Origin of the sequence: Malaciobacter halophilus (assembly GCF_002837275.1) — a bacterium.
Taxonomy (GTDB): domain Bacteria; phylum Campylobacterota; class Campylobacteria; order Campylobacterales; family Arcobacteraceae; genus Malaciobacter; species Malaciobacter halophilus.
Genome location: NZ_NXIF01000007.1, coordinates 1 through 20,822, shown reverse-complemented (window position 1 = coordinate 20,822; position 20,822 = coordinate 1). Strand labels below are relative to the sequence as shown.

Here is a 20,822-nt window from a genome sequence, read left to right as displayed (position 1 = left end):
AAAGTAGTTAATAGTTGGTTAGGTAAATAATATAAATAGTGCCTTGAATGAATTCGAGATTCCAAGATTAAAGACTCGAATTTATTCGTGCAGTGTGATGGAGGCGCGGATTTATCCGTGCAATGCCCCGAATGAATTCGGGGTTCCTTTATTTTAGATTTTTGAAAAACTCTAGTGTCATTCTTACACCTGCTCCACTTGCTCCAAAAGGGTTATATCCCCATGCTTTTTCAACATATGCAGGTCCTGCTATATCAAAATGTATCCATTTATTTTTGTTTTCATCTTCTATAAAGTTATCAAGGAAAAGTCCAGCTGTTATTGCTCCACCATATCTTGTACTTGCTATATTATTTATATCTGCAACTTCTGATTTTATTGTTTTTCTTAAAAATCTATTAAAATCAAGAGCTGTTGCATACTCTCCTGAAGCCAATGCATACTTCACTGCCTCTTTTTTAAGTTCATTACTATTTCCCATGATTCCAGTTGTGTATTCACCAACTCCTACTACACAAGCACCTGTAAGTGTTGCATAATCAAAAATATAATCAATATTTTCTATCTCATCTTGTGCATAACATAAGCAATCAGCAAGTACTAATCTTCCTTCTGCATCTGTATTTTTAACTTCTATTGTTTTACCATTTTTTGCACATAATACATCATCTGGTTTATATGCATTTCCACCAATCATATTTTCAACTGCACCCACAATAGCATGAACTTCAATTGGTAAATTTAACTTAGCAACTGCATCTATGATTCCAAGTACTGCACAACCACCAGATTTATCTGATTTCATTGTAGTCATAAAATCAGCTGGCTTTAAAGATAATCCTCCCGAATCATAAGTAAGCCCTTTACCTACAAGTACAACTTTTCTTTTTGCATCTTTAGGTTTAAAACTTAAATGAATTAATTTTGATTCATGAATAGAAGCTCTTCCCACACTTAGCATTGCATTCATTCCATTTTTTTCTAAATACTTTTCCCCATGGATTTTGTATTCAAGTTCATTTTCTACTGCAATCTCTTTAGCAATTTGAGACATTACTTCTGGATAGAAATCAGCCGGAGCTGTATTTACCATATCTCTTACTTTATTCACAGATTCACAAATAACAATTGATTCATTTACAACTGCTTCTAATTTTTTATCAACAGACTCAACTACTATATTAAGTTCTTGCTTTTTACTCTTTTTTTGTTCTGATTTATAGTTTGTAAACTTATAATCAGCCAAAAGTGCACCCTCAACTACTGCTTTTAAATTTGTTGTATCTTTTAAAACTACTTTTGCACTTTTTATTGTAGTTGAATTAAATTTTTTTATAGCTTCAGCAATTGCAATTGCTATACTATCATAATCATTTGATTCACATCCTACATATATTTTTGCACTTTGTATTAAAAGAACACAAGATTCATCTTTTGGTTCAAAATTTAATGCTTTTAATACTTTTTTATCTTTTGCAGTATCTAAATCATTTAAAATAATAATCTCTAAACCTGATTTTAACTTCTTATCTTTATCTACTAAATTAATCTTCATAGTTTTTATCCTTTTTTTGAGTAGCTTTATTAAAATAGTATATTATGCTTCCACCAAATACTATTGCAAATGGCAATGCAAAATACCAATGTTCTTTTAAAAAATGTAATACTTTTAAAATCTCTTCACCAAAATACCAAACAGGAACTATGGTAATAGCAGCCCAAAGCCATGCAGAAATCAAATTGATAAAAGCAAACATTTTTGCACTATATCTAGTAAGTCCAATTGATATAGGTATTATTGTTCTCATTCCATACATATATCTTTGAATAAATATTATAGGCCATCCATGTTTTTTTAGAAGAACATGAGCTAATGCAAATTTTCTTCTTTGTCCTTTAAATTTTCTATGAACATAGCTTTTATTAAATCTTCCAATATAAAAATATACTTGATCACCTGCAAAACCACCAAGTCCAGCTACAAATATAGCTATATATAAACTCATATCTCCTGTATGAGACAAAAGCCCTGCCATTACTAAGCCTGCTTCACCTTCTAACATTCCCCATGCAAAAAGTATTATATATCCATACTGTTTTAATAAATAAACAAATTTATTCTCAAAACCGCTAACAGGAGCATGATATAAATTATAAGCTAAATATGAGAAAAAAACGATTACAACAGTTGCTAATATCTTTCCTGAATGAGGTTGGACTTTTTTAAAAAATTTTTCCATAACAATACTTTATTCAAAACTAAGTAAGCTTTTTGCTTGAATCATATCTTTATCACCACGTCCAGATAAACTAACTATTATAATTTTGTCTTTAAACTTTTCTTTAGCTTTTTTCAAATATGCAATTGCATGTGCACTTTCAAAAGCAGGGATTATTCCCTCTTTTTGACTAAGCCATACAAATGCATCTAAGGCTTCTTTATCTGTAATCGAGTCATACTCAACTGTTTTATTATCTTTATGAAAAGAGTGCTCAGGCCCAATTCCTGGATAATCAAGTCCTGCACTAAATGAGTGTGCTTCTGTAACTTGCCCATCTTCATCTTGTAGTAAATATGAACATTGTCCATGAACAATCCCAGGTGTTCCTTTTTCTAAGCTACATCCGTGTTTATTTGTATCAAGTCCTAAGCCACCAGCCTCAATTCCAATACAAGTAACTTCTTTATCTTCTAAAAAATGAGAAAACATTCCTATTGCATTTGAGCCACCACCAATACATGCAACAACATAATCAGGTAGTCGATTCTCTTTTTTAAGTATCTGTTTTCTTGCTTCATAGCCAATAATAGCTTGAAAATCTCTAACCATCATAGGATAAGGATGTGGACCTGCAACAGTTCCAATTATATAAAAAGTATCTCTTGCATTTGTAACCCAATACCTAATAGCATCATTCATTGCATCTTTTAAAGTTTTGCTACCACTTTGTACAGCAACAACTTTAGCACCTAAAAGCTTCATTCTAAATACATTTAACTCTTGTCTTTGTACATCTTTTGCACCCATAAAGACAGTACACTCTAAACCTAAAAGTGCTGCGATTGTAGCTGTCGCAACTCCATGTTGCCCTGCACCAGTTTCTGCTATCACTTTTGTTTTCCCCAATTTTTTTGCAAGCAAACCTTGGGCTATTACATTGTTTATTTTATGAGCACCTGTATGATTTAAATCTTCTCTTTTTAAATATACTTTGGCTTGAATCTCTTTACTAATTGATTTTGCAAAATATAAAGGATTTTCTCTTCCTACATAATCTTCTAAAAGTTCATTTACCTCTTTCCAAAAATCCTTGTCAAATCTATATTTTTTGTACTCTTTTTCTAACTCTTCAAGTATTGGCATCAATGTTTCAGGAACATATCTTCCACCAAATTTTCCAAAATGCCCATTTTCATCAGGGTCAAATTTACTCTTTTTTGGGATATAATCACTCATTTTCATCCTCTTTAAAACTTTTTATAAACTGTATGAAAAATACTAAGAAAATAGATAAAATAAATCCAGTCACAAAAGATACTACTACTATTAGTTTTTTCTTTGGTTTGATAGGATTTTTATGCTTAAGAATCTCTCCTTCTGCATAAGTATTTTTAAAATAATTTGTTTTTAGTTTTCTTTTTTCTTTTAATAACTTTTGATTTAAATCATAAATCTTTTTTGGAAGTTCTATATTTAAGTTAACTTGCAACTTTTTTAAATCTTCATTTATTAGATTATTTTTTTCAAACTCTAACTCTTCTATTTGTAGTATTAAAATATTTTGTTTTAATTGCTTTAAATCTTCAAGTTTGTCTTTTGCAGACATAACAAGTGTCTGAATAGTTTGAAGTTGTGTAGCTACTAAAATACCTTCGCTTTTATTTGCAGTTTTATTTTTATTTATTTTTATTATATTTTTTTCATACTCTTTTAATTTCTTTTCATAAAATTCAATTTTATTACTTATTGTATTAAGTTTTACTTTTTTGAGAAAATTTATTTTATTTTCTATTTTTAAAGTTAACTCTTTTTCTATTTTTTCTATTTCTTTTTCTATTTTTCTTTTTTCTACTTTTTCTGCATAGTTTAAATTATACTGTAAATCTTTGATTTTATTTTTTGTATTTATCAAAAACTCTTCATATTTGTACTTATAATCGTTATTTATAAAATCTAAAACTTCTTTATTTTTACTTAAAAGTTCTTTATTTGAAAGACCTTGTATTTTTATCTTTAAGAAATTTTCAACACCTTTGACTATTTTTATCTCAGTGATTTTTGGATTGTTTTTTTCTATCTTTTTATCTGGATTATCTACATTAAAAATAAGTCTTAACTTTTGTTCTAAAACATTTGGTTTTTCTATAAGTTTATCTCCAATAAATCCTATTCTATAAGTTGAATCAATTTCATAAATAGGTGTTCTTGTAAAAGCATAAACAGCTCCTAAAACTGTTATTATTAAAGTAAAAACTACTATAAAAACTCTTTTTTGCCATAGTGTTTTAAATAACTCTTTTAAATCAATCTCATCTTCTTGTATAGTTCTTATCTCTTTTTCCAACTTTTTCTCCCCAGATTTGTTTTATACATCAAGTATTGTATATACAGGTGTGTGTTGCTCTACTCTTTGTTTTCCATTTAAAAAAGTAAGGTTTAATAAAAAACAAGCTTCAACTAAATTTGCTTTTACATTTTTTATTAGTTTTGCAGATGCATTTGCTGTACCACCAGTAGCAAGCAAATCATCAATCAAAAGAACTTTTGCATCTGTTTTTCCATGAAAAGCATCAAGATGTATCTCAACTTCATCAAAACCATACTCTAACTCATACTTTTCACATACAGTTGTACTTGGTAATTTTCCTTTTTTTCTAACTGGAACAAAACCTATATTTAATCTATCAGCAAGTGCTGCACCAAAGATAAATCCTCTACTATCAATACCTGCAACATAATCTAAATTATACTCTTTATATCTTTTTTCAAGGTGATTCATCAAAAGACTAAAAGCATTTTTATCATTTAGAAGTGTTGTTATATCTTTAAATACTATACCCTCTTTTGGAAAATCTTGTACATCTCTTATGGCATTTAATAGTATTTGTTTCTCTTCTTGTGTTAATTCAGTCATTACTTTATCACTTTTTTGATTTTTTCTATTGTTTTTGTTGTGCTTTTTCCATCTACAAACTCAACTAGTTTTGTTTCAAGGGCTATGTCACTTCCTACAACTTCTTTACCCTCATAATCAGCACCTTTTACTAAAACATCTGGTTGAACTTTTGAAATAAGCTCATAAGGTGTATCTTCATCAAAGATTACTACATAATCCACACACTCTAAAGCAGAAACTATATAAGCTCTATCATCTTGTGTGTTTATTGGTCTGTTTTCACCTTTTAATCTTTTTACACTATCATCTGAGTTTAATCCCAAAATCAAAACATCACCAAATGATTTGGCAACATCTAAGTAACTTACATGACCTTTGTGTAAAATATCAAAGCATCCATTTGTAAATACTATCTTTTTGTTTTGTTTTTTTAATCTTTCAGAGATTTTTTCAATGTCTTGAACTGTTTTTATATGTAATTCAATTGAACTTTTATTTAAACTTGATTTATACTCTTCAATTTCATCAAGACTAACAGTTGCACTTCCAAGCTTACCAACTACAACTCCAGCTGCTAAATTAGCAAACTCTAAAGCATCTTCAATACTATTATTTAAACTAAGTGCAAATCCAAGTGCAGCAAGAACAGTATCACCAGCACCAGTAACATCAAAAACTTCTCTTGCTACTGTTGGTCTAATAATCACTTCATCATCTTTTAAAAGAGCTATTCCTTGGTCACTTAAAGTGATAATTGAGTAGTATAAATCTGCTTGTTCTTTTAATTTTTTTAAAGCCTCTTTTAAAGTATCATCATTTTCAATCTCTATTTTAGAAGCCTCTTGTGCCTCTTTTTTATTAGGTGTTAAAAAGTATGCACCTTCATATTTTGAGTAGTCTTCTCCTTTTGGATCAACTATTACTCTTTTTTCATATTTTTTAGCATAATCTATGATTTTTTTTGATAATTCTTTAGTAATTACACCCTTTCCATAATCTGAAAAAAGGATAATATCGTATCTATTTATTATCTCTTGAAATTTCTCAAAAATTCTTTTTTCACTATCAAAAGAGATAGAGTTTTTACTTTCGTGGTCATATCTTACTACTTGTGAGTGAGAAGCCATTATTCTTGATTTTTTAGAAGTTTTTCTTCCCTTTTGCTCTATTAAAAAAGATTTTGCTCCCTCTTTATCTAGCATAGATTTTAACTCTTTTGCAGTATCATCATCTCCTACAACAGAGATAACACTTACATCAGAGCCAAGAGATAAAAGATTGTTAATAACATTTCCTGCTCCACCTAAAACAGTTGTCTCTTTTTTTATATCAATAACTTGTACAGGTGCTTCAGGTGAAATTCTATCACACTTTCCCCATAAATAATGATCTATCATAAGATCACCAATAACTAAAATATTTGGCTTTTTATCATATTTAATCATCTTATTTTACCTCATCATTAAAAAGTCTTTTTATCTCAGGAATATATGCTTTTATTCCATCTTCTAACTCAAATCTTGCCTCAAAATCTAAATTTTTCTTTGTCTCTTTCATATTTGCTTCTGTATGAAATTGATATTGACCAATATATGGATTTGGTATATATTCTGTTTGAAAATTTGTACCAAGCTCTTTTTGTAATGTATCAGCTATTGCTTGAAAAGATCTTGCTTTTCCTGTTCCTACATTATACACTCCACTTTTTTTAGGAGCACAAGCTTTTATATTTGCTTGAATAACATCTTCAATATAAATAAAATCTCTAAGTATCTTATCACTTCCTTCAAATAATTTAGGAGCATTTCCTTTTAATATTTGATGCCCAAACTGAACAACAGTTGAAGCTGTTTTATTTTTATAAAACTCTCTTGGACCATAAACATTAAAATATCTAAGTCCAACAATTGATATATTTGGATTTTTGTTTATATAAGAATAAGAGATATTATCCATCATTAATTTGCTAAATCCATAAACATTACTTGGTGCTTCATTCCCTACTGTTTGAGGGCTTGAAGCATCTCCATAAGTAGCACCAGAACTAGCATAAACCATATTTGCATTATGATTAATAGCAATTTTTAAAAGCTCTTCATATGCATTTACATTTGTTTTTATCATCAAATCTTGCTCATTAACTGTTGTATCAGAAATAGCTGCTTGATGGAAGATATAATCAAAGCTATACTGTATAGCCAATCTTTTTAAAAGATCAGTATCATTTATATCGCCACTTATTACAGTTCCTTTAAATCCAATAAGGTTTTTAAAATGCCCAAAACTTTTCAAATTTCCATTTGAGAAAGTCTGCCCAGACCTAAAGCAATCAAGAGCAATAACATTTGCATCAGGAAAATTTTCTTGAAAATAAAAAGCCAAATTAGAACCAATAAATCCAGCAGCCCCAGTAATCAAAATTGTTTTATTATTAAAATCTATATCATTATATTTCATCATATCTCTCACTTATGTTTATAAAGTCTTACATTTTAACTAAAATTCAATTAAATTAGCTTTTTGCAAGCAAATATCGGAGGCTCGAATTTATCCGTGCTAAATTGCCCCGAATAAATTCGGGGTTCCGAAAATGCAAGTGAAATCGGAAGCGCGGATTCATCCGTGCCAAATTGCCCCGAATAAATTCGGGGTTCCAAGATCTAAAAAACACTTAACCAATCTTTCAACTTTACAATAATATAATTTTTCAAATTATTTTAAAGAGTTTTCATGAAGAAATTTCTTATTATATTTTTCTTTTTTCTATCGTCTTATGCAAATAATCTTCAAAAACCTATGACTTATGACAATCAAAACATCAAAGGCTGGTATATGAGTGAAAAACTCGATGGTATAAGAGCTTATTGGGATGGGAAGCAACTTCTTACAAAAAATGGTAATAAAATAACTACAAAAAAAGAGTTTACAAAAAATTTTCCAAATTTTGAGCTTGATGGAGAGTTATGGACTAAAAGAGACGATTTTGAAAACATACAAAGCATAGTACTAGATAAAAAAGCTTCAAAAAAATGGAGTGAAATAACTTATAATATTTTTGAAGTACCAAATGCAAAAGGCAATTTTAAACAAAGATTAAATAAAGCAAAAAAATGGTTTAAAAATAACCCAAATAAATATATAAGATTTATTCCTCAAATAAGATGTAAAAATAAAAATCATATGCAGGAATATTTAGAAAAACTTGTATTAAATAAAGCAGAAGGAATAATAATAAAAAATCCCCATAAAAAATATTTTAAAGGTAGAAGTCAAGATATATTAAAAGTAAAAAAAATTTTTGATATGGAAGGAAAAATCATTGGTATTAATTATGATAAAAAAAATAAACACAGAATGAAAAGTCTAATAATAAAACTTCCAAATGGTATTACTTTTAATCTAGGAGGAGGTTTTTCAAATAAGCAAAGATATAAACCACCTAAAATAGGAGAAATTGTAACTTTTAAATATTATGGTTTTACTAAATATAACAAACCAAAATTTGCTTCATTTTTAAGAGTAAGAAAAAAGGAGTAAAAAGTTCACAGGAAGCGCGGATTCATCCGTGCAAAAAAAACCCCGAATAAATTCGGGGTTCCGAAAGTTCACCGGAGGCTCGAATTTATTCGTGCAGTGTGTTGGAAGCTCGAATTTATTCGTGCCAAATTGCTCGAATAAATTCGGGGTTCCTATATACAATAAAAGGTTTATTTATGTACAAAAAACTCCCCCATATAAATTTAAAAGAGCATTATCAATTTATCACTTTTCGTACAAAAGATAATATTGATTTTTATCTTAAAAAACTTGAAAATGATTTATCATTAAGTAACCATATTAGACAATACAAAATTGATAAGTACTTAGATAACTCTTCTTTGGGTGCATATATAAATAGTGATTTTATTGATAGTGTAAAAGATATTATATTGGAAAATCAAAGTAACCTTTATGAAGTCATAATATTATGTATCATGCCAAATCATATTCATATTTTAATAAAGCAGTTTGATGATATTGATAAAATCATAAAATGTATAAAAGCAAAAACTGCCCTTAGATTAAATGCCAAGTTAAATAAAAAAGGAAGTTTTTGGCAAAAAGGTTATTATGATAAAGTAATAAGAGATGAAAAACATTTTGAAAGAGTTTATAATTACATATACAATAATCCAATAAAAGCAAAATTAAAAGATTGGGAAAGAAGAGTTTATAGTTTATATGAGTAGTGGTTCGATTTAAATAAATTATTTTAAAAAGGACTCGAATGAATTCGAGTTTCCAAAGAAAGGAATGTGTTGGAGGCACGGATTTATCCGTGTAAAAAACCCCAAATGCGCAATTGAAATTGGAGGCTCGAATTTATCCGTGCAAAAAACCAAAATGCACAAGAATGCCTCGAATGAATTCGCAGTTCCAAAATGTGATAATATTATAATTTTATTTTTTCTATATCTTTTATACTATTAAGTACATATGTTGCTAAAGATTTTGTTTGGTCAAACTCTTGTCCTGATTTTACTTGAATACTATATTTAATACCTGCATTTATTGCACATTTTATATCAGAACTTTTATCTCCTATTAACCATGAATTATCTAAGTCTATATCATAACTTTTTAGGATTTCATCAATCATTCCAGTATTTGGTTTTCTACAATTACATTTTTGTTCTGGAGAGTGTGGACAAAATTTCACTTCTTCAATAAAAATTCCTTCATTTTCAAGTCTATTTAACATCCAAGAAGTTAACTCTAAAAACTGTTCAATTGTATAATAGCCTCTTCCTATACCTGATTGATTAGTGATAATAAAAAGTTTAAAACCTTTTTTTTGTATATATTTTAAAGTAGGAATCACTCCTTGAATAAACTCAAAATCTTCAATCTTATACACATAACTTTTATCAATATTTATTACACCATCTCTATCTAAAAAAAAGGCTTTTTGCATATACTTTCCTAATAAAGTGCAGTTTTAGTATCTTTTATTCCTGCATTACTTAACTTTTCACAAATAGTATCAAGTGTTTCATTAATATTCAATTCAAGTTCTTGTTCTTGCTCATTTACTCTAATTGTAATACAATCTTGACCTGAAGACTTATATGTAATTGTTTTATTGTCAATTTGCCAATTGTTATTTCCTAAAGTTAAAGCATCATTGATATCATCTATTTCTCCATGGAGTAAAAAATATGATTGCAAAGAGCTTGTTATTGTAGCAATATCTCTTTTTACAGTAGTAACAACAGCTGCTTGTTTTGTATTCATATATTTAGGTATAGCATAGCTTCCAATTAGTGCTAATAAAACCAACACAAAAATTAGTTCAAGTAAAGAAAAAGCGCTTTTCATAAGAAACCTTTAAATAATTTTTTAAATTATATAAAGTTTTAAATAAAAATAAAATTATTAGTTATTTTCTGCTTCGTCTTTTTTCTCTTCTATATAATCACTAATTGCTTCTTTTATATTCTCTAATTTTTTTGGATTTCCTTGAAGTCTTTGAAAATGCTTGTTTATATCTTCATTTTCATTTATCTTAAGATCAGCAATACTAGAACAAATATCTAAAAATACGCTATATGGTACTTCATCTCCTCTTTTTAAAAAGTGTATTGCTCTTTGTAAAGATACAAAAGGATTAATACTAATTTTACTTAGATTATTTACTTTTGTTTGAATATAAGAGATAAACTCTTCTCTTATATCACTTTTAACAACTGTTACTTCTTTGCTATTTAAATCTAAAACACACTCAAAACCAATTTTTGTAGAGTCAAAATCAAAACCATCAACAGTAAACTCTAAAGATTTGTTTTCAAATTTTGGTCTAAATACAAACTGAAATATCTCATCATGAAACTTATATGTTAAAGAGTTATTCTCATACTCAAAATAGCTTTGATCTAAACATTGGTTTAACTCTTCCATCATTTGCTTTGAAGGAAAAATCATATCAATATCTCTAAAAGTATCTTTTTTAATACATGAACCAGCTAAATAAAAAGTGACTTTTGAGAAGTGTGGCTTTCTTACAAGTAAATCTTGGAAAAAATAGTTTAAAATATTTATTACATTACATAATCTAATATCAAAACTCATTTGCAATTCATAAGGAATAAACTCATCATACTTTTGCCAATGCTTCTCATAAATCATACTTACCCTTTATCTTTTAATTTAGCTTTTAAAATCTTTTTACCAGACTCAACACCTGGTTGATTATATGTATTTATTTGTACAAATTTACCAACAACTGAAGTTAATAATTGATAATTATACATTAGTTTTGCAATATTAAACTCATCAACTCTATTTATTGTAATCACATCATGTGGAATATCTCCTAGCTCTTTAAGAGATTTTATAGTTGCATTTGCTTGTTCATCAATTAGTTTTGCAAAAGTTAAATTATCTACATAATCTAAATCATCAAAACCTTCTAAAGTATTAGCTGGTATTTTTGTTTCATCTTGGAAATCTGCTACTTTAATAAAAGTAACTGTTTTATCTCGTTTTCCTTCTGCTATTAATTGTAAAAAAGAGTGTTGGTCAACTGGTCCAATTAAGCCAATTGGAGTTAATGCTTGTTTTGTACCATTTATATTGATTTTTCCCAAACTTTCACCCCAAAGTTGAATATACCACTTATTAAACCCTTCTAAACTTGCAGAATAAGAAAAAACTACATTTATGTTAAACCTATTTTTATTTTCAACCATAAATCTTGCTTTTTCCATGATAATATCATAGTACTCTTTTTGTTCAAAAAAACTATTATGAACCTCTTTAGCACCTTTTAATAAATTATCAATATCCACACCCAAAATTGCTAAAGGTACAAGCCCTACTGTTGAAAAAACAGAAAAACGCCCACCTACATTTTTAGGAATATCAAAAGTTGTCATTTTGTGTTTATTTGCAAAAGCTGTTAATTTACTATCATTTTCACTAATAATAGTGCAGTTTTCATTACTCATTTTTATTAAAGATGAAAGGTATTTAAAAATTGATATTGTTTCTATTGTAGTACCAGATTTACTAATAATTAAAAATAAAGTATCTTCTAAATCTAGTTTTTTTAATCTTTGCTTTATATCCGTAGGGTCAGTAGTTTCAAAAAAGTGTAACTTTTTATCAAATTCACTTGTTCTTTTTAAAAACTGATAAATAGCAAACGTTCCTAAAGTACTTCCACCAATTCCAACTATTGCAATATGTTTTTTTGAAACTTTTTTCGCATACTCTTTTATTTTTGTAGTATCTTGAAAGGGCAAAGAATAGTAACCTATTTGTTCTATTTCATCTTTTACATAATTAAAAATTGTTTGACTTGATTTTATTTGATAAAAACTTTTGCTATATTGCATCTATTACCTTTTATTTGTATTATATGAATTTGAAACTGGTATTTTTTACTCGAATAAATTCGAGTTTTCTAAATTTTCTTATAAAAATGATTTGTTGCTTTTACAAAACCATCAATACTTCCGCAATCAAATCTAACTCCATCAAATTTAAACCCTAAAACCATTCCTCTTTTTGCTTGTGTCATCAAAGCATCAGTAATTTGTATCTCTCCACCTTTTCCAGGTTTTGTATTTTCTATTATTTCAAAAATATCAGGTGTTAAAATATATCTTCCAATTATTGCAAGATTTGAAGGTGCATCTTGTGGTTCTGGTTTTTCAACCATATTATCAATCATATAAATACCATCTTCAATCTGTTTTCCAGCAATAACTCCATATTTGTTTGTATCTTCTTTAGGTACCTCTTCAATAGCTACAATACAGCACTGATATTTTTCAAATAGTTTTACCATTTGTTTTAAAACTCCTTGAGCTTTACTATCGCATAAATCATCAGCCAAAAGAACAGCAAAAGGTTCATTTCCTATTAGTGTCTGCCCAGTTAAAATGGCATGACCTAAACCTTTCATTTTTGTTTGTCTTGTATATGAAAAAGTACAATTTTCTATAACTTCTCTTATTTCTGTTAAGTAGTGCTCTTTATTTGTACCTTTTATTTGGTGTTCTAACTCATATGAGATATCAAAATGGTCTTCAATTGCTCTTTTACCTCTTCCTGTTACTATTGCCATTGTTTCACACCCTGCATCAATTGCTTCTTCAACTCCATATTGAATAAGAGGTTTTGTAAGTACAGGTAACATCTCTTTTGGTGTTGCTTTTGTTGCAGGTAAAAATCTTGTTCCATAACCTGCTGCTGGAAATAAACATTTTTTAATCATCTAAAATCCTATAAAATCACTTTTTTTATAAAAAATTATACCTAAAATCCATTAAAGAATTTGAGGTACATCTATATTTGTCTCTTTATTTGTATCTGCTACACTTTCAAATACAACTTCAATGGGAGCATCTGCGCTACTTTGTTTATTTACAAATCTCGTGTACTGTTTTTGGAAATCAAGTTTAACTGTTCCTATTGGTCCATTTCTTTGTTTACCTATAATAATTTCTGCTTCTTCAACAGGTTTGTTTACAAAAGTAGATTTATACTCTTCACCTTTATCTTTTGCTTCTTTCTCTTTTCTTGCTTCATCTCTTTCTTTGTAAACATCATCTCTATAAACAAACATAATAATATCGGCATCTTGCTCAATTGCACCAGACTCCCTTAAATCAGAAAGCATTGGTCTTTTATCTGGTCTATTTTCAAGTCCTCTATTTAACTGTGAAAGTGCAATAATTGGTATTTTCATTTCCCTTGCTAACATCTTAAGTCCCCTTGAAATATCAGATACTTCTTGATGTCTATCTTTATTTCCTGTACCTTGCATAAGTTGCAAGTAGTCAATAATAACCATTGAAATATTATTGTCTTCATTTTGCGCAAGTTTTCTAACTCTTGCTCTTAATTGATTGATATTAACACTACCACCATCATCAACAAAAAGTTTTTTTTGATTTAAATCATCAAAAGCTCTTGATAAATTACTCCACTGGTCATCATCCATATCACCTTTTCTTAAATTCTGCAAAGGTATTGATGTTTTTGCTGCAAGCATTCTTAACATTAACTGTTCAGCAGGCATCTCTAGTGAGAAAAAAACCACTCCTTTTCCTGCTTCAACATTTGCTAAAGCCATATTTAAAACAAGTGCAGTTTTTCCCATGGCTGGTCTTGCTGCTATAATTACTAAATCACCTTCATTAAATCCTGTTGTTCTTTTATCTAAATCATGAAAACCTGTTGTTTCACCTATTAAGTGTTGGTTTCCTAACTCTTTCATTTTTTTGATATAGCTTAAAGTATCACCCGTGATTTCTTGCATATCTTTTAATTCAGATGTTGCACTATCAGTTGAGATTTTATATAGTTCACCTTGAATAGTATCTAATGCCTCATTTGCAGGAACTTCATCTTCAATTGAAACTTTTTTAATTGTCGTAGCTAATGAGGCAAGTTCTCTTTTAATACTTCCATCTTTTATCTCTTTTACATATGCAAGTGTATTTGTAATTGGATTTGCTGAAAGTATTTCAATTAGTATAGAGTCATCTACATCTTTTGCACTAACTCTTTTTCTTATAAACTCTTCATCTACTGGCATATCATCACGATAAAGATTCGTCATAACTTCAAATATTTTTTGATGTGCTGGTAAATAAAAATCTTTGGGTTTTAAAATTGATAAAATCTCTTCAATTTCGTCAGGGTTAAAAAGTATTGAGCTTAATACTGCTCTTTCTATATTTATACTATATACACTATCCATAAAATCTCCATATTTATATAAAGATTTTATTATATCTAATAGTAACTAACAAGCAAAGAAAAGCAAAGACTATTTCTTCTTTGCTTCTTCTTCTACTTCTTGTAAAAATCTATCTAATAGTTTATCAGTAGGAAGTTTTGCTACTGTTTCACCTTTTTTAATAATAAGCCCACTTCCTTTTCCATAAGCAATAGCTACATCAGCAGCTTTTGCTTCGCCAAGAGCATTCACAACACATCCCATAACTGAAACATTTAAAGGTGTTTTTATATGTTTAGTTTTTTCTTCAACTTGTGCTACTGCACTTACTAAATCTGCTTCTATTCTTCCGCATGTTGGACAAGAGATAATATTTAATCCCTCTTTTACTAAACCTGCATCTTTTAGTATAGCTCGCCCTACTTCAATCTCTTTTTCAAGTTCACCTGTCATTGAAACTCTTAAAGTATCACCTATTCCATCAAGAAGTAAACTTCCAAGTGCAATTGAAGATTTAATTGTTGAGTGAAATTGTGTTCCAGCTTCTGTCACACCTAGATGAAAAGCATAATTATTCATAGGTCTTAAACCTCTGTATGCTTCTACTGTTCTTTGAACATCACTAGCTTTTAAAGATACTTTTATATCTGTAAAGCCCAAATCTTCAAGATATTTTATATTATAATCAGCACTTTCAATCATACCTCGTGCTGTTTGTCCATATTTATTTTCGAACTCTTTTTCCAAAGAACCACAATTTACGCCAATTCTAATTGGAAGATTTCTTTGCTGACAAGCTTTTACAACCTCTTGTACTCTTTTTTTATCCCCGATATTTCCAGGATTAATCCTAATACAATCTACTACTTCAGCAGCAATCAATGCAAGCCTATAATTAAAGTGAATATCTGCAACTATTGGTAAACTAACTTGCTGTTTTATCTCCTTTAAAGCATTTGCGGCTGCTTTATCAGGTACTGCTACTCTTACTATATCAGCCCCTGCAAAATGCAGTCTTCTTATTTGTTCAACAGTTGCTTTTACATCTGATGTTTTAGAAAAAGTCATAGATTGTACAGGAATTGGTGCATCACCACCAATAGGAACATCTCCTACATAAATCTTTTTTGTTGGGTATCTTTTAATCATGGCAAAATTTTATCTAATTATTATTAATCTTTGATGAATATTTTTAATTGATGTTTTTCTTAATCTTATGTAATAATTCTGTCATATTTTAATTGAATGAAAGTTTTACAAATGTATAATAAAATTATCTAAATTTATAATTAAAAGACTTTTAATGCTATATAGACAAAACAAGCTAAAATTTTTAGCTTTATTTATTATTTTAACATTTAGTATTATTATTTTCACTTCTTTATATATTCATACAAAAGAGAAAGCTTTATTAAATTCACGATATAAAGAAGCAGCTACTGCTACTGATAAGCTAATTGAAAATTTGATCGAGAATAAACAAAACGCTACACTAACTATTGCAATTTCATTAGCAAAAGATGATAGATTATATTCATATATGAAAAACAAAGATTATAAAAACTTTGAATATGAAAAAATAGCTGAACAAATGAGAAAACATACAAAATTTAAAAATGTATGGTTTCAATTAATTAATAAAAACGGAAAATCAATTTACAGGTCATGGACAACTAAAAAAAATGACAATCTTCTTTTTAGAAAAGATTTAAGACAAATGCTTGAAAAACAAGATATTACTACTTCTATTAGTGTAGGAAAATATGATTTAAGTATAAAAGCAAGAACTCCTATTTTTGATACAGAGAATAATTTTTTAGGTGCTCTTGAAGTAATTACACACTTTAATTCAATAAGTAAAAAACTAAGTAATAATAATATTTCAACTCTTATTTTAGTTGATAAAAAATATAAAAATAGATTAACAAACTCTTTAACACAAAATTTTATTGATGATTATTATGTTGCAAATTTAGATGCATCAAAAGAGTTAATTGAGTATGTAAAAAAAGATGATATAAAAAAATATCTAAATATTAAAGATTACATAAAAGAGTACAAATATTTAGTTAACTCTTATACTTTAAATGACAAAGAAGGTAAGCATTTAGCCTCTATTGTTACTTTTGAAAATATTAAAGCAATTGATATTCAGGCTATAAAAGATTATAAAAAGCAAATGATAATGTTAGTAGTAATTGCACTAATTATTATCACTTTTATATTTACTTTTTATATTTATAATATTGATTCTAAAAATATAAATAGATTAAATGATAGGCTTAAAAAACATATAAAACAGTTAAAAACACAAGAGAAGAAAAAACAATCAATTCTTGATTCTCAATCAAGTATTATTGTCATTACAGATGGTGTAAATATTATAAATGCAAATAAAAAGCTTCTAAAATTTTTTAAGGATGTAAAAAATTTAAAAGAGTTTAAACAAAAATATATTTGTGTATGTAAAGCCTTTTTACAAATGCAAGATAGCTCTTATATTGTTGATAAAGATTATGATGGGAAAAATTGGGCTGAATACATACTTTCAAAACCAAGCAAAAACTATAAGGTTGCTATGTTAAACCATCTACAAAATATAAGACACTTTTCAGTTAAAGTATCAAAAGGTGAAGAAGATGACTATATTATAGTAACCTTAACAGATATTACATCTGAAATTGAGCAAAAACAACAACTTAAATATCTAAATAATAATTTAGAGAAATTAGTAAATGAAAAAACTTTAGAACTTAAAAAACTAAATGAGTCTTTAGAAGATAGAATAAAAGAAGAAATTTATAAAAGTCAAGAAAAAGATAGACTTCTTTTTCAGCAATCAAAAATTACAGCAATTGCAGAAACATTGAGTAATATTGCCCATCAATGGAGACAACCATTAAGTACAATTAGTACAGCAACAAGTGGAATGCAAATACAAAAAGAGATGAATATTTTAGATGATAAAAGCTTTAATGACTCTTGTGACATCATATTATGTAATGCAAAAAAACTATCTAAAACAATTGATAACTTTTCAAACTTTTTTACTCAAGAAAAAGAGAAAAGTCAATTTACATTAAGTGAATCAATACAACAAACTTTAAAATTTTTAAACTCTACTTTTGAAGAGAAAAATATAAAAATAGATTTTTCAATGGATAAAGATGTAGAAATTTTTGGTTATAAACAAGAGTTTCAGCAATCCCTTGTAAGTATTTTTGATAATGCAATTTTTGCAATAAGTAATAATCAAGATAAAAATAATAGAGTCATCATAATACGAATAAAAAACAACTACTTAAGTATAAAAGACTCAGGAAAAGGTATCCATGAGGAGGACTTAGAAAAAGTATTAGAACCATACTTTACAACAAAACATCAAGCTTTTGGAATTGGGATGGGACTTTATATGGTACAAGAACTTTTAACAAAACATATGAATTACAAAATAGATGTGAAAAATAGTAGCTTTTGTTACGAAAATAAAGAGTATTTTGGAGCTGAGATTATTATAGATTTTAATTAAACTTCTATTTGGAAAAACTTAGTTATAATACGCAATATTTATAAAAGGAACTAAGTTGCAAGAGTTTACTATTTTTGATATGGTTGTTGCTGGTATTACCGTAATTTTAGGTTTAAAAGGTCTATTTAGAGGTTTTATCAAAGAAGTACTAGGAATTGTAGGAATTATTGGAGGTATTTTCATAGCTTCAAGATTCTCTTTAGAAGTTGGAAATTTAGTTGCACCAATACTTGCTTTAGAAAATGAAGCTACTATAAAACTTATTGGATTTATAGCTGCTTTGATTGGATTTTGGGTTGCTGTTTATTTTATTGCTTTAGTTTTAAGTAAAATAACTGACTTAAGTGGTTTAGGTGTAGTAAATAGAGTTCTTGGATTCTTATTTGGAAGTGCTAAAATATTTTTAATCTTCTCTGTAATTGCTTATGCTTTATATCAAGTACAATCATTCAAATCAGTAATAGATGATAAAGTTGGAAACTCTATTACTTTCCCTTACTTAATCGATGTTGGTGGATATATAATAAAACTTGACACAACAAAAGTTACTAAAAATATCGAAGAAGGTGTTGATAGCGTAGTAAATAAAACAAAACAAACTATCAATAAATCAATCGAAGAAAAAGTTTCACAAGAAGTAGAAAAAGCTACAAAAGATGTAGTAGAAAATGCAACACAAATCAAAAATAATATAGAACAAAATGTTGAACAAACAGCAAACGAAGTTGAAAATAGTAATACACAAGAAGAGACTAAAAAATAATAGCAAAGGATAAATAGATTGTTTGAAAATAAATATATACAACAAAGAATAGAAAAAGCAAATACTTTAAAAGAACTAGGTGTAAATCCATATTCAAATGCAAGTAAAAGAAATACTACTATAAGTAAATACCTAAATGTAAATACTGATATTTTCCAAAAAGAAGATAAAAGAGATGAAAAAAGAAATTATACAGTTGCAGGAAGAGTTAAATTCTTTAGACTTATGGGGAAAGCTAGTTTTTTAAAAATAGAAGACGAAAGTGGAATATTACAAATTTATGTAGCAAGAGATAATTTACCAGAAGGTTTTTACAATAATATTTTCAAAAAAAATGTAGAAGTAGGTGATATTATAGAAGTAAGTGGATACCCTTTTGTTACAAATAAAGGTGAATTATCATTACATGTTCATGAACTAATTATTTTAACAAAATCAATTTCGCCACTACCAGAGAAGTACCATGGAATTCAAGATAAAGAGTTAAGATATAGACAAAGATATTTAGACTTGATTATGAACTCTCAAGTAAGAAAAACTTTTCATATTAGAAGTAGAGTTATTAGTCTTACTAGACGATTTTTTGAAGATAAAGGTTTCTTAGAAGTTGAAACTCCTATGATGCACCCAATTCCAGGTGGAGCAAATGCAAAACCATTTGTTACACATCATAATGCTTTAGGTGTTGATAGATTTTTAAGAATTGCTCCAGAGTTATACTTAAAAAGATTAATTGTAGGTGGTTTTGAAGCTGTATTTGAAATCAATAGAAACTTTAGAAATGAAGGTATGGATGCAACTCATAATCCTGAATTTACTTCTATTGAGTTTTATTGGGCATATAAAACATATAAAGACTTAATTGAGATTACAAAAGAGTATTTTGAATACCTATTTGAACATCTTGATTTACCAATGACTTTACCATATGGTGATACGAAAATTGATTTTACGAAATTTAGTGAAATTCCACTAATTGAATCTTTAACAACAGTTGGTAATGTACCAGCAGAAGTAACAGAAGATAAAGAAAAAATATTAGCATATTTAAAAGAGCACAATTTAGAAGCAGATGAAAATTTAAATCTTGGACAACTACAAGGTGAGTTATTTGATGCTTTTGTTGAAGAAAAATTAATAAATCCTACATTTATTACAGAGTATCCAGTAGAAATCTCTCCACTTGCAAGACGAAGTGATGAGAAACCTCACTTAACAGATAGATTTGAGTTATTTATTGCAGGAAAAGAGATTGCAAATGCATTTAGTGAATTAAATGACCCAATTGACCAACTTCAAAGATTTGAAGGACAAATGGCTGCAAAAGATAAAGGTGATGATGAAGCACATGAAATGGACCAAGACTTTGTTAATGCCTTATCTTATGGAATGGCACCTTGCGCAGGTCAAGGAATAGGTATTGATAGACTTGTTATGATGCTTACAAATGAGCACTCAATTAGAGATGTAATCCTATTCCCAGCAATGAAACCTATAAAAAGTGAGATAGATTTACACGCAGACGAAGAGTAGAAAAACATTAGGGAGTAAAAATGAGTTATATAACAAATGAGAGATTAGAAGAAGCAGATAAAGAGATATACTCTTATGTAAAAGAAGAGTTAAAAAGACAAACAAATCATTTAGAGATGATTGCAAGTGAGAACTTTACAAGCCCAGCT

At 28.1% G+C, this 20,822-nt stretch carries 19 protein-coding genes and 1 pseudogene; 6 read left to right on the top strand and 14 right to left on the bottom strand.

Annotation, left to right across the window (positions count from 1 at the left end; genetic code table 11):
- Positions 1-148: 148 nt before the first annotated feature.
- Genes CP960_RS01675 through rfaD form a run of 7 tightly spaced genes read right to left on the bottom strand, consistent with a single transcriptional unit; the run spans position 149 to position 7,575 of the window.
- Positions 149-1,555 carry a leucyl aminopeptidase gene (locus CP960_RS01675; RefSeq protein WP_101183502.1) on the bottom strand — a complete coding sequence of 469 codons (1,407 nt, stop codon included), beginning with the start codon at positions 1,553-1,555 and terminating at the stop codon, positions 149-151.
- Complete coding sequence (locus CP960_RS01670; RefSeq protein WP_101183501.1) at positions 1,545-2,240, bottom strand: DedA family protein; 696 nt, start codon at positions 2,238-2,240, stop codon at positions 1,545-1,547. The genes CP960_RS01675 and CP960_RS01670 overlap by 11 nt, the downstream gene beginning before the upstream one ends.
- 9 nt (positions 2,241-2,249) lie before the next feature.
- Positions 2,250-3,458: a tryptophan synthase subunit beta gene (gene trpB / locus CP960_RS01665; RefSeq protein ID WP_101183500.1), complete on the bottom strand. Its 1,209-nt coding sequence runs from the start codon at positions 3,456-3,458 to the stop codon at positions 2,250-2,252.
- A complete protein-coding gene (locus CP960_RS01660) occupies positions 3,451-4,566 on the bottom strand; it encodes a Wzz/FepE/Etk N-terminal domain-containing protein (RefSeq protein WP_101183499.1) in 1,116 nt (371 codons plus the stop codon). Before CP960_RS01660 ends, trpB begins: the two co-directional genes overlap by 8 nt.
- A 21-nt stretch (positions 4,567-4,587) precedes the next feature.
- Complete coding sequence (locus CP960_RS01655) at positions 4,588-5,136, bottom strand: adenine phosphoribosyltransferase (RefSeq protein ID WP_101183498.1); 549 nt, start codon at positions 5,134-5,136, stop codon at positions 4,588-4,590.
- Positions 5,136-6,563 (bottom strand): D-glycero-beta-D-manno-heptose-7-phosphate kinase, encoded by a 1,428-nt coding sequence (gene rfaE1, locus CP960_RS01650; RefSeq protein ID WP_101183497.1) that lies wholly within the window; start codon positions 6,561-6,563, stop codon positions 5,136-5,138. Before rfaE1 ends, CP960_RS01655 begins: the two co-directional genes overlap by 1 nt.
- Position 6,564: 1 nt before the next feature.
- Positions 6,565-7,575 (bottom strand): ADP-glyceromanno-heptose 6-epimerase, encoded by a 1,011-nt coding sequence (gene rfaD / locus CP960_RS01645; RefSeq protein WP_101183620.1) that lies wholly within the window; start codon positions 7,573-7,575, stop codon positions 6,565-6,567.
- 273 nt (positions 7,576-7,848) lie between these two features.
- On the opposite strand from rfaD, the gene CP960_RS01640 reads away from it, so the two are divergent.
- The gene (locus CP960_RS01640) at positions 7,849-8,655 is read left to right on the top strand and encodes a DNA ligase (RefSeq protein WP_101183496.1); all 807 of its coding nucleotides are present in this window, start codon (positions 7,849-7,851) and stop codon (positions 8,653-8,655) included.
- Positions 8,656-8,831: 176 nt separating this feature from the next.
- Positions 8,832-9,347 carry a transposase gene (locus tag CP960_RS01635; protein WP_101183495.1) on the top strand — a complete coding sequence of 172 codons (516 nt, stop codon included), beginning with the start codon at positions 8,832-8,834 and terminating at the stop codon, positions 9,345-9,347.
- 203 nt (positions 9,348-9,550) lie between these two features.
- On the opposite strand, the gene gmhB is transcribed toward CP960_RS01635, so the two are convergent.
- The 7 genes from gmhB to ispG form a co-directional block, all read right to left on the bottom strand.
- Positions 9,551-10,072 carry a D-glycero-beta-D-manno-heptose 1,7-bisphosphate 7-phosphatase gene (gene gmhB / locus CP960_RS01630; RefSeq protein WP_101183494.1) on the bottom strand — a complete coding sequence of 174 codons (522 nt, stop codon included), beginning with the start codon at positions 10,070-10,072 and terminating at the stop codon, positions 9,551-9,553.
- A gap of 8 nt (positions 10,073-10,080) precedes the next feature.
- On the bottom strand, positions 10,081-10,476 hold the full coding sequence (locus tag CP960_RS01625) for a type II secretion system protein (RefSeq protein WP_101183493.1): 396 nt from the start codon (positions 10,474-10,476) through the stop codon (positions 10,081-10,083).
- 57 nt (positions 10,477-10,533) lie between these two features.
- Positions 10,534-11,283: a hypothetical protein gene (locus tag CP960_RS01620; protein ID WP_101183492.1), complete on the bottom strand. Its 750-nt coding sequence runs from the start codon at positions 11,281-11,283 to the stop codon at positions 10,534-10,536.
- A gap of 2 nt (positions 11,284-11,285) precedes the next feature.
- Positions 11,286-12,494, bottom strand: coding sequence for a glucose-6-phosphate isomerase (locus CP960_RS01615; RefSeq protein ID WP_101183491.1), 1,209 nt, complete (start codon positions 12,492-12,494; stop codon positions 11,286-11,288).
- A gap of 68 nt (positions 12,495-12,562) precedes the next feature.
- On the bottom strand, positions 12,563-13,378 hold the full coding sequence (gene galU / locus CP960_RS01610; protein WP_101183490.1) for a UTP--glucose-1-phosphate uridylyltransferase GalU: 816 nt from the start codon (positions 13,376-13,378) through the stop codon (positions 12,563-12,565).
- Between the two features lie 51 nt (positions 13,379-13,429).
- On the bottom strand, positions 13,430-14,869 hold the full coding sequence (locus tag CP960_RS01605; RefSeq protein ID WP_101183489.1) for a replicative DNA helicase: 1,440 nt from the start codon (positions 14,867-14,869) through the stop codon (positions 13,430-13,432).
- Positions 14,870-14,938: 69 nt separating this feature from the next.
- Complete coding sequence (gene ispG / locus CP960_RS01600; protein WP_101183488.1) at positions 14,939-15,997, bottom strand: flavodoxin-dependent (E)-4-hydroxy-3-methylbut-2-enyl-diphosphate synthase; 1,059 nt, start codon at positions 15,995-15,997, stop codon at positions 14,939-14,941.
- 154 nt (positions 15,998-16,151) lie between these two features.
- Between ispG and CP960_RS01595 the strand changes: the two genes are divergently transcribed.
- From CP960_RS01595 to glyA, 4 genes and pseudogenes are all read left to right on the top strand, one after another.
- Positions 16,152-18,377 carry a sensor histidine kinase gene (locus CP960_RS01595; RefSeq protein ID WP_101183487.1) on the top strand — a complete coding sequence of 742 codons (2,226 nt, stop codon included), beginning with the start codon at positions 16,152-16,154 and terminating at the stop codon, positions 18,375-18,377.
- A 55-nt stretch (positions 18,378-18,432) separates the two neighbouring features.
- Positions 18,433-19,140 (top strand): CvpA family protein, encoded by a 708-nt coding sequence (locus CP960_RS01590; protein WP_101183486.1) that lies wholly within the window; start codon positions 18,433-18,435, stop codon positions 19,138-19,140.
- 18 nt (positions 19,141-19,158) lie between these two features.
- Complete coding sequence (gene lysS, locus CP960_RS01585) at positions 19,159-20,673, top strand: lysine--tRNA ligase (RefSeq protein ID WP_101183485.1); 1,515 nt, start codon at positions 19,159-19,161, stop codon at positions 20,671-20,673.
- Positions 20,674-20,693: 20 nt separating this feature from the next.
- Positions 20,694-20,822: pseudogene (gene glyA, locus CP960_RS01580) on the top strand (serine hydroxymethyltransferase); the annotation flags it as partial.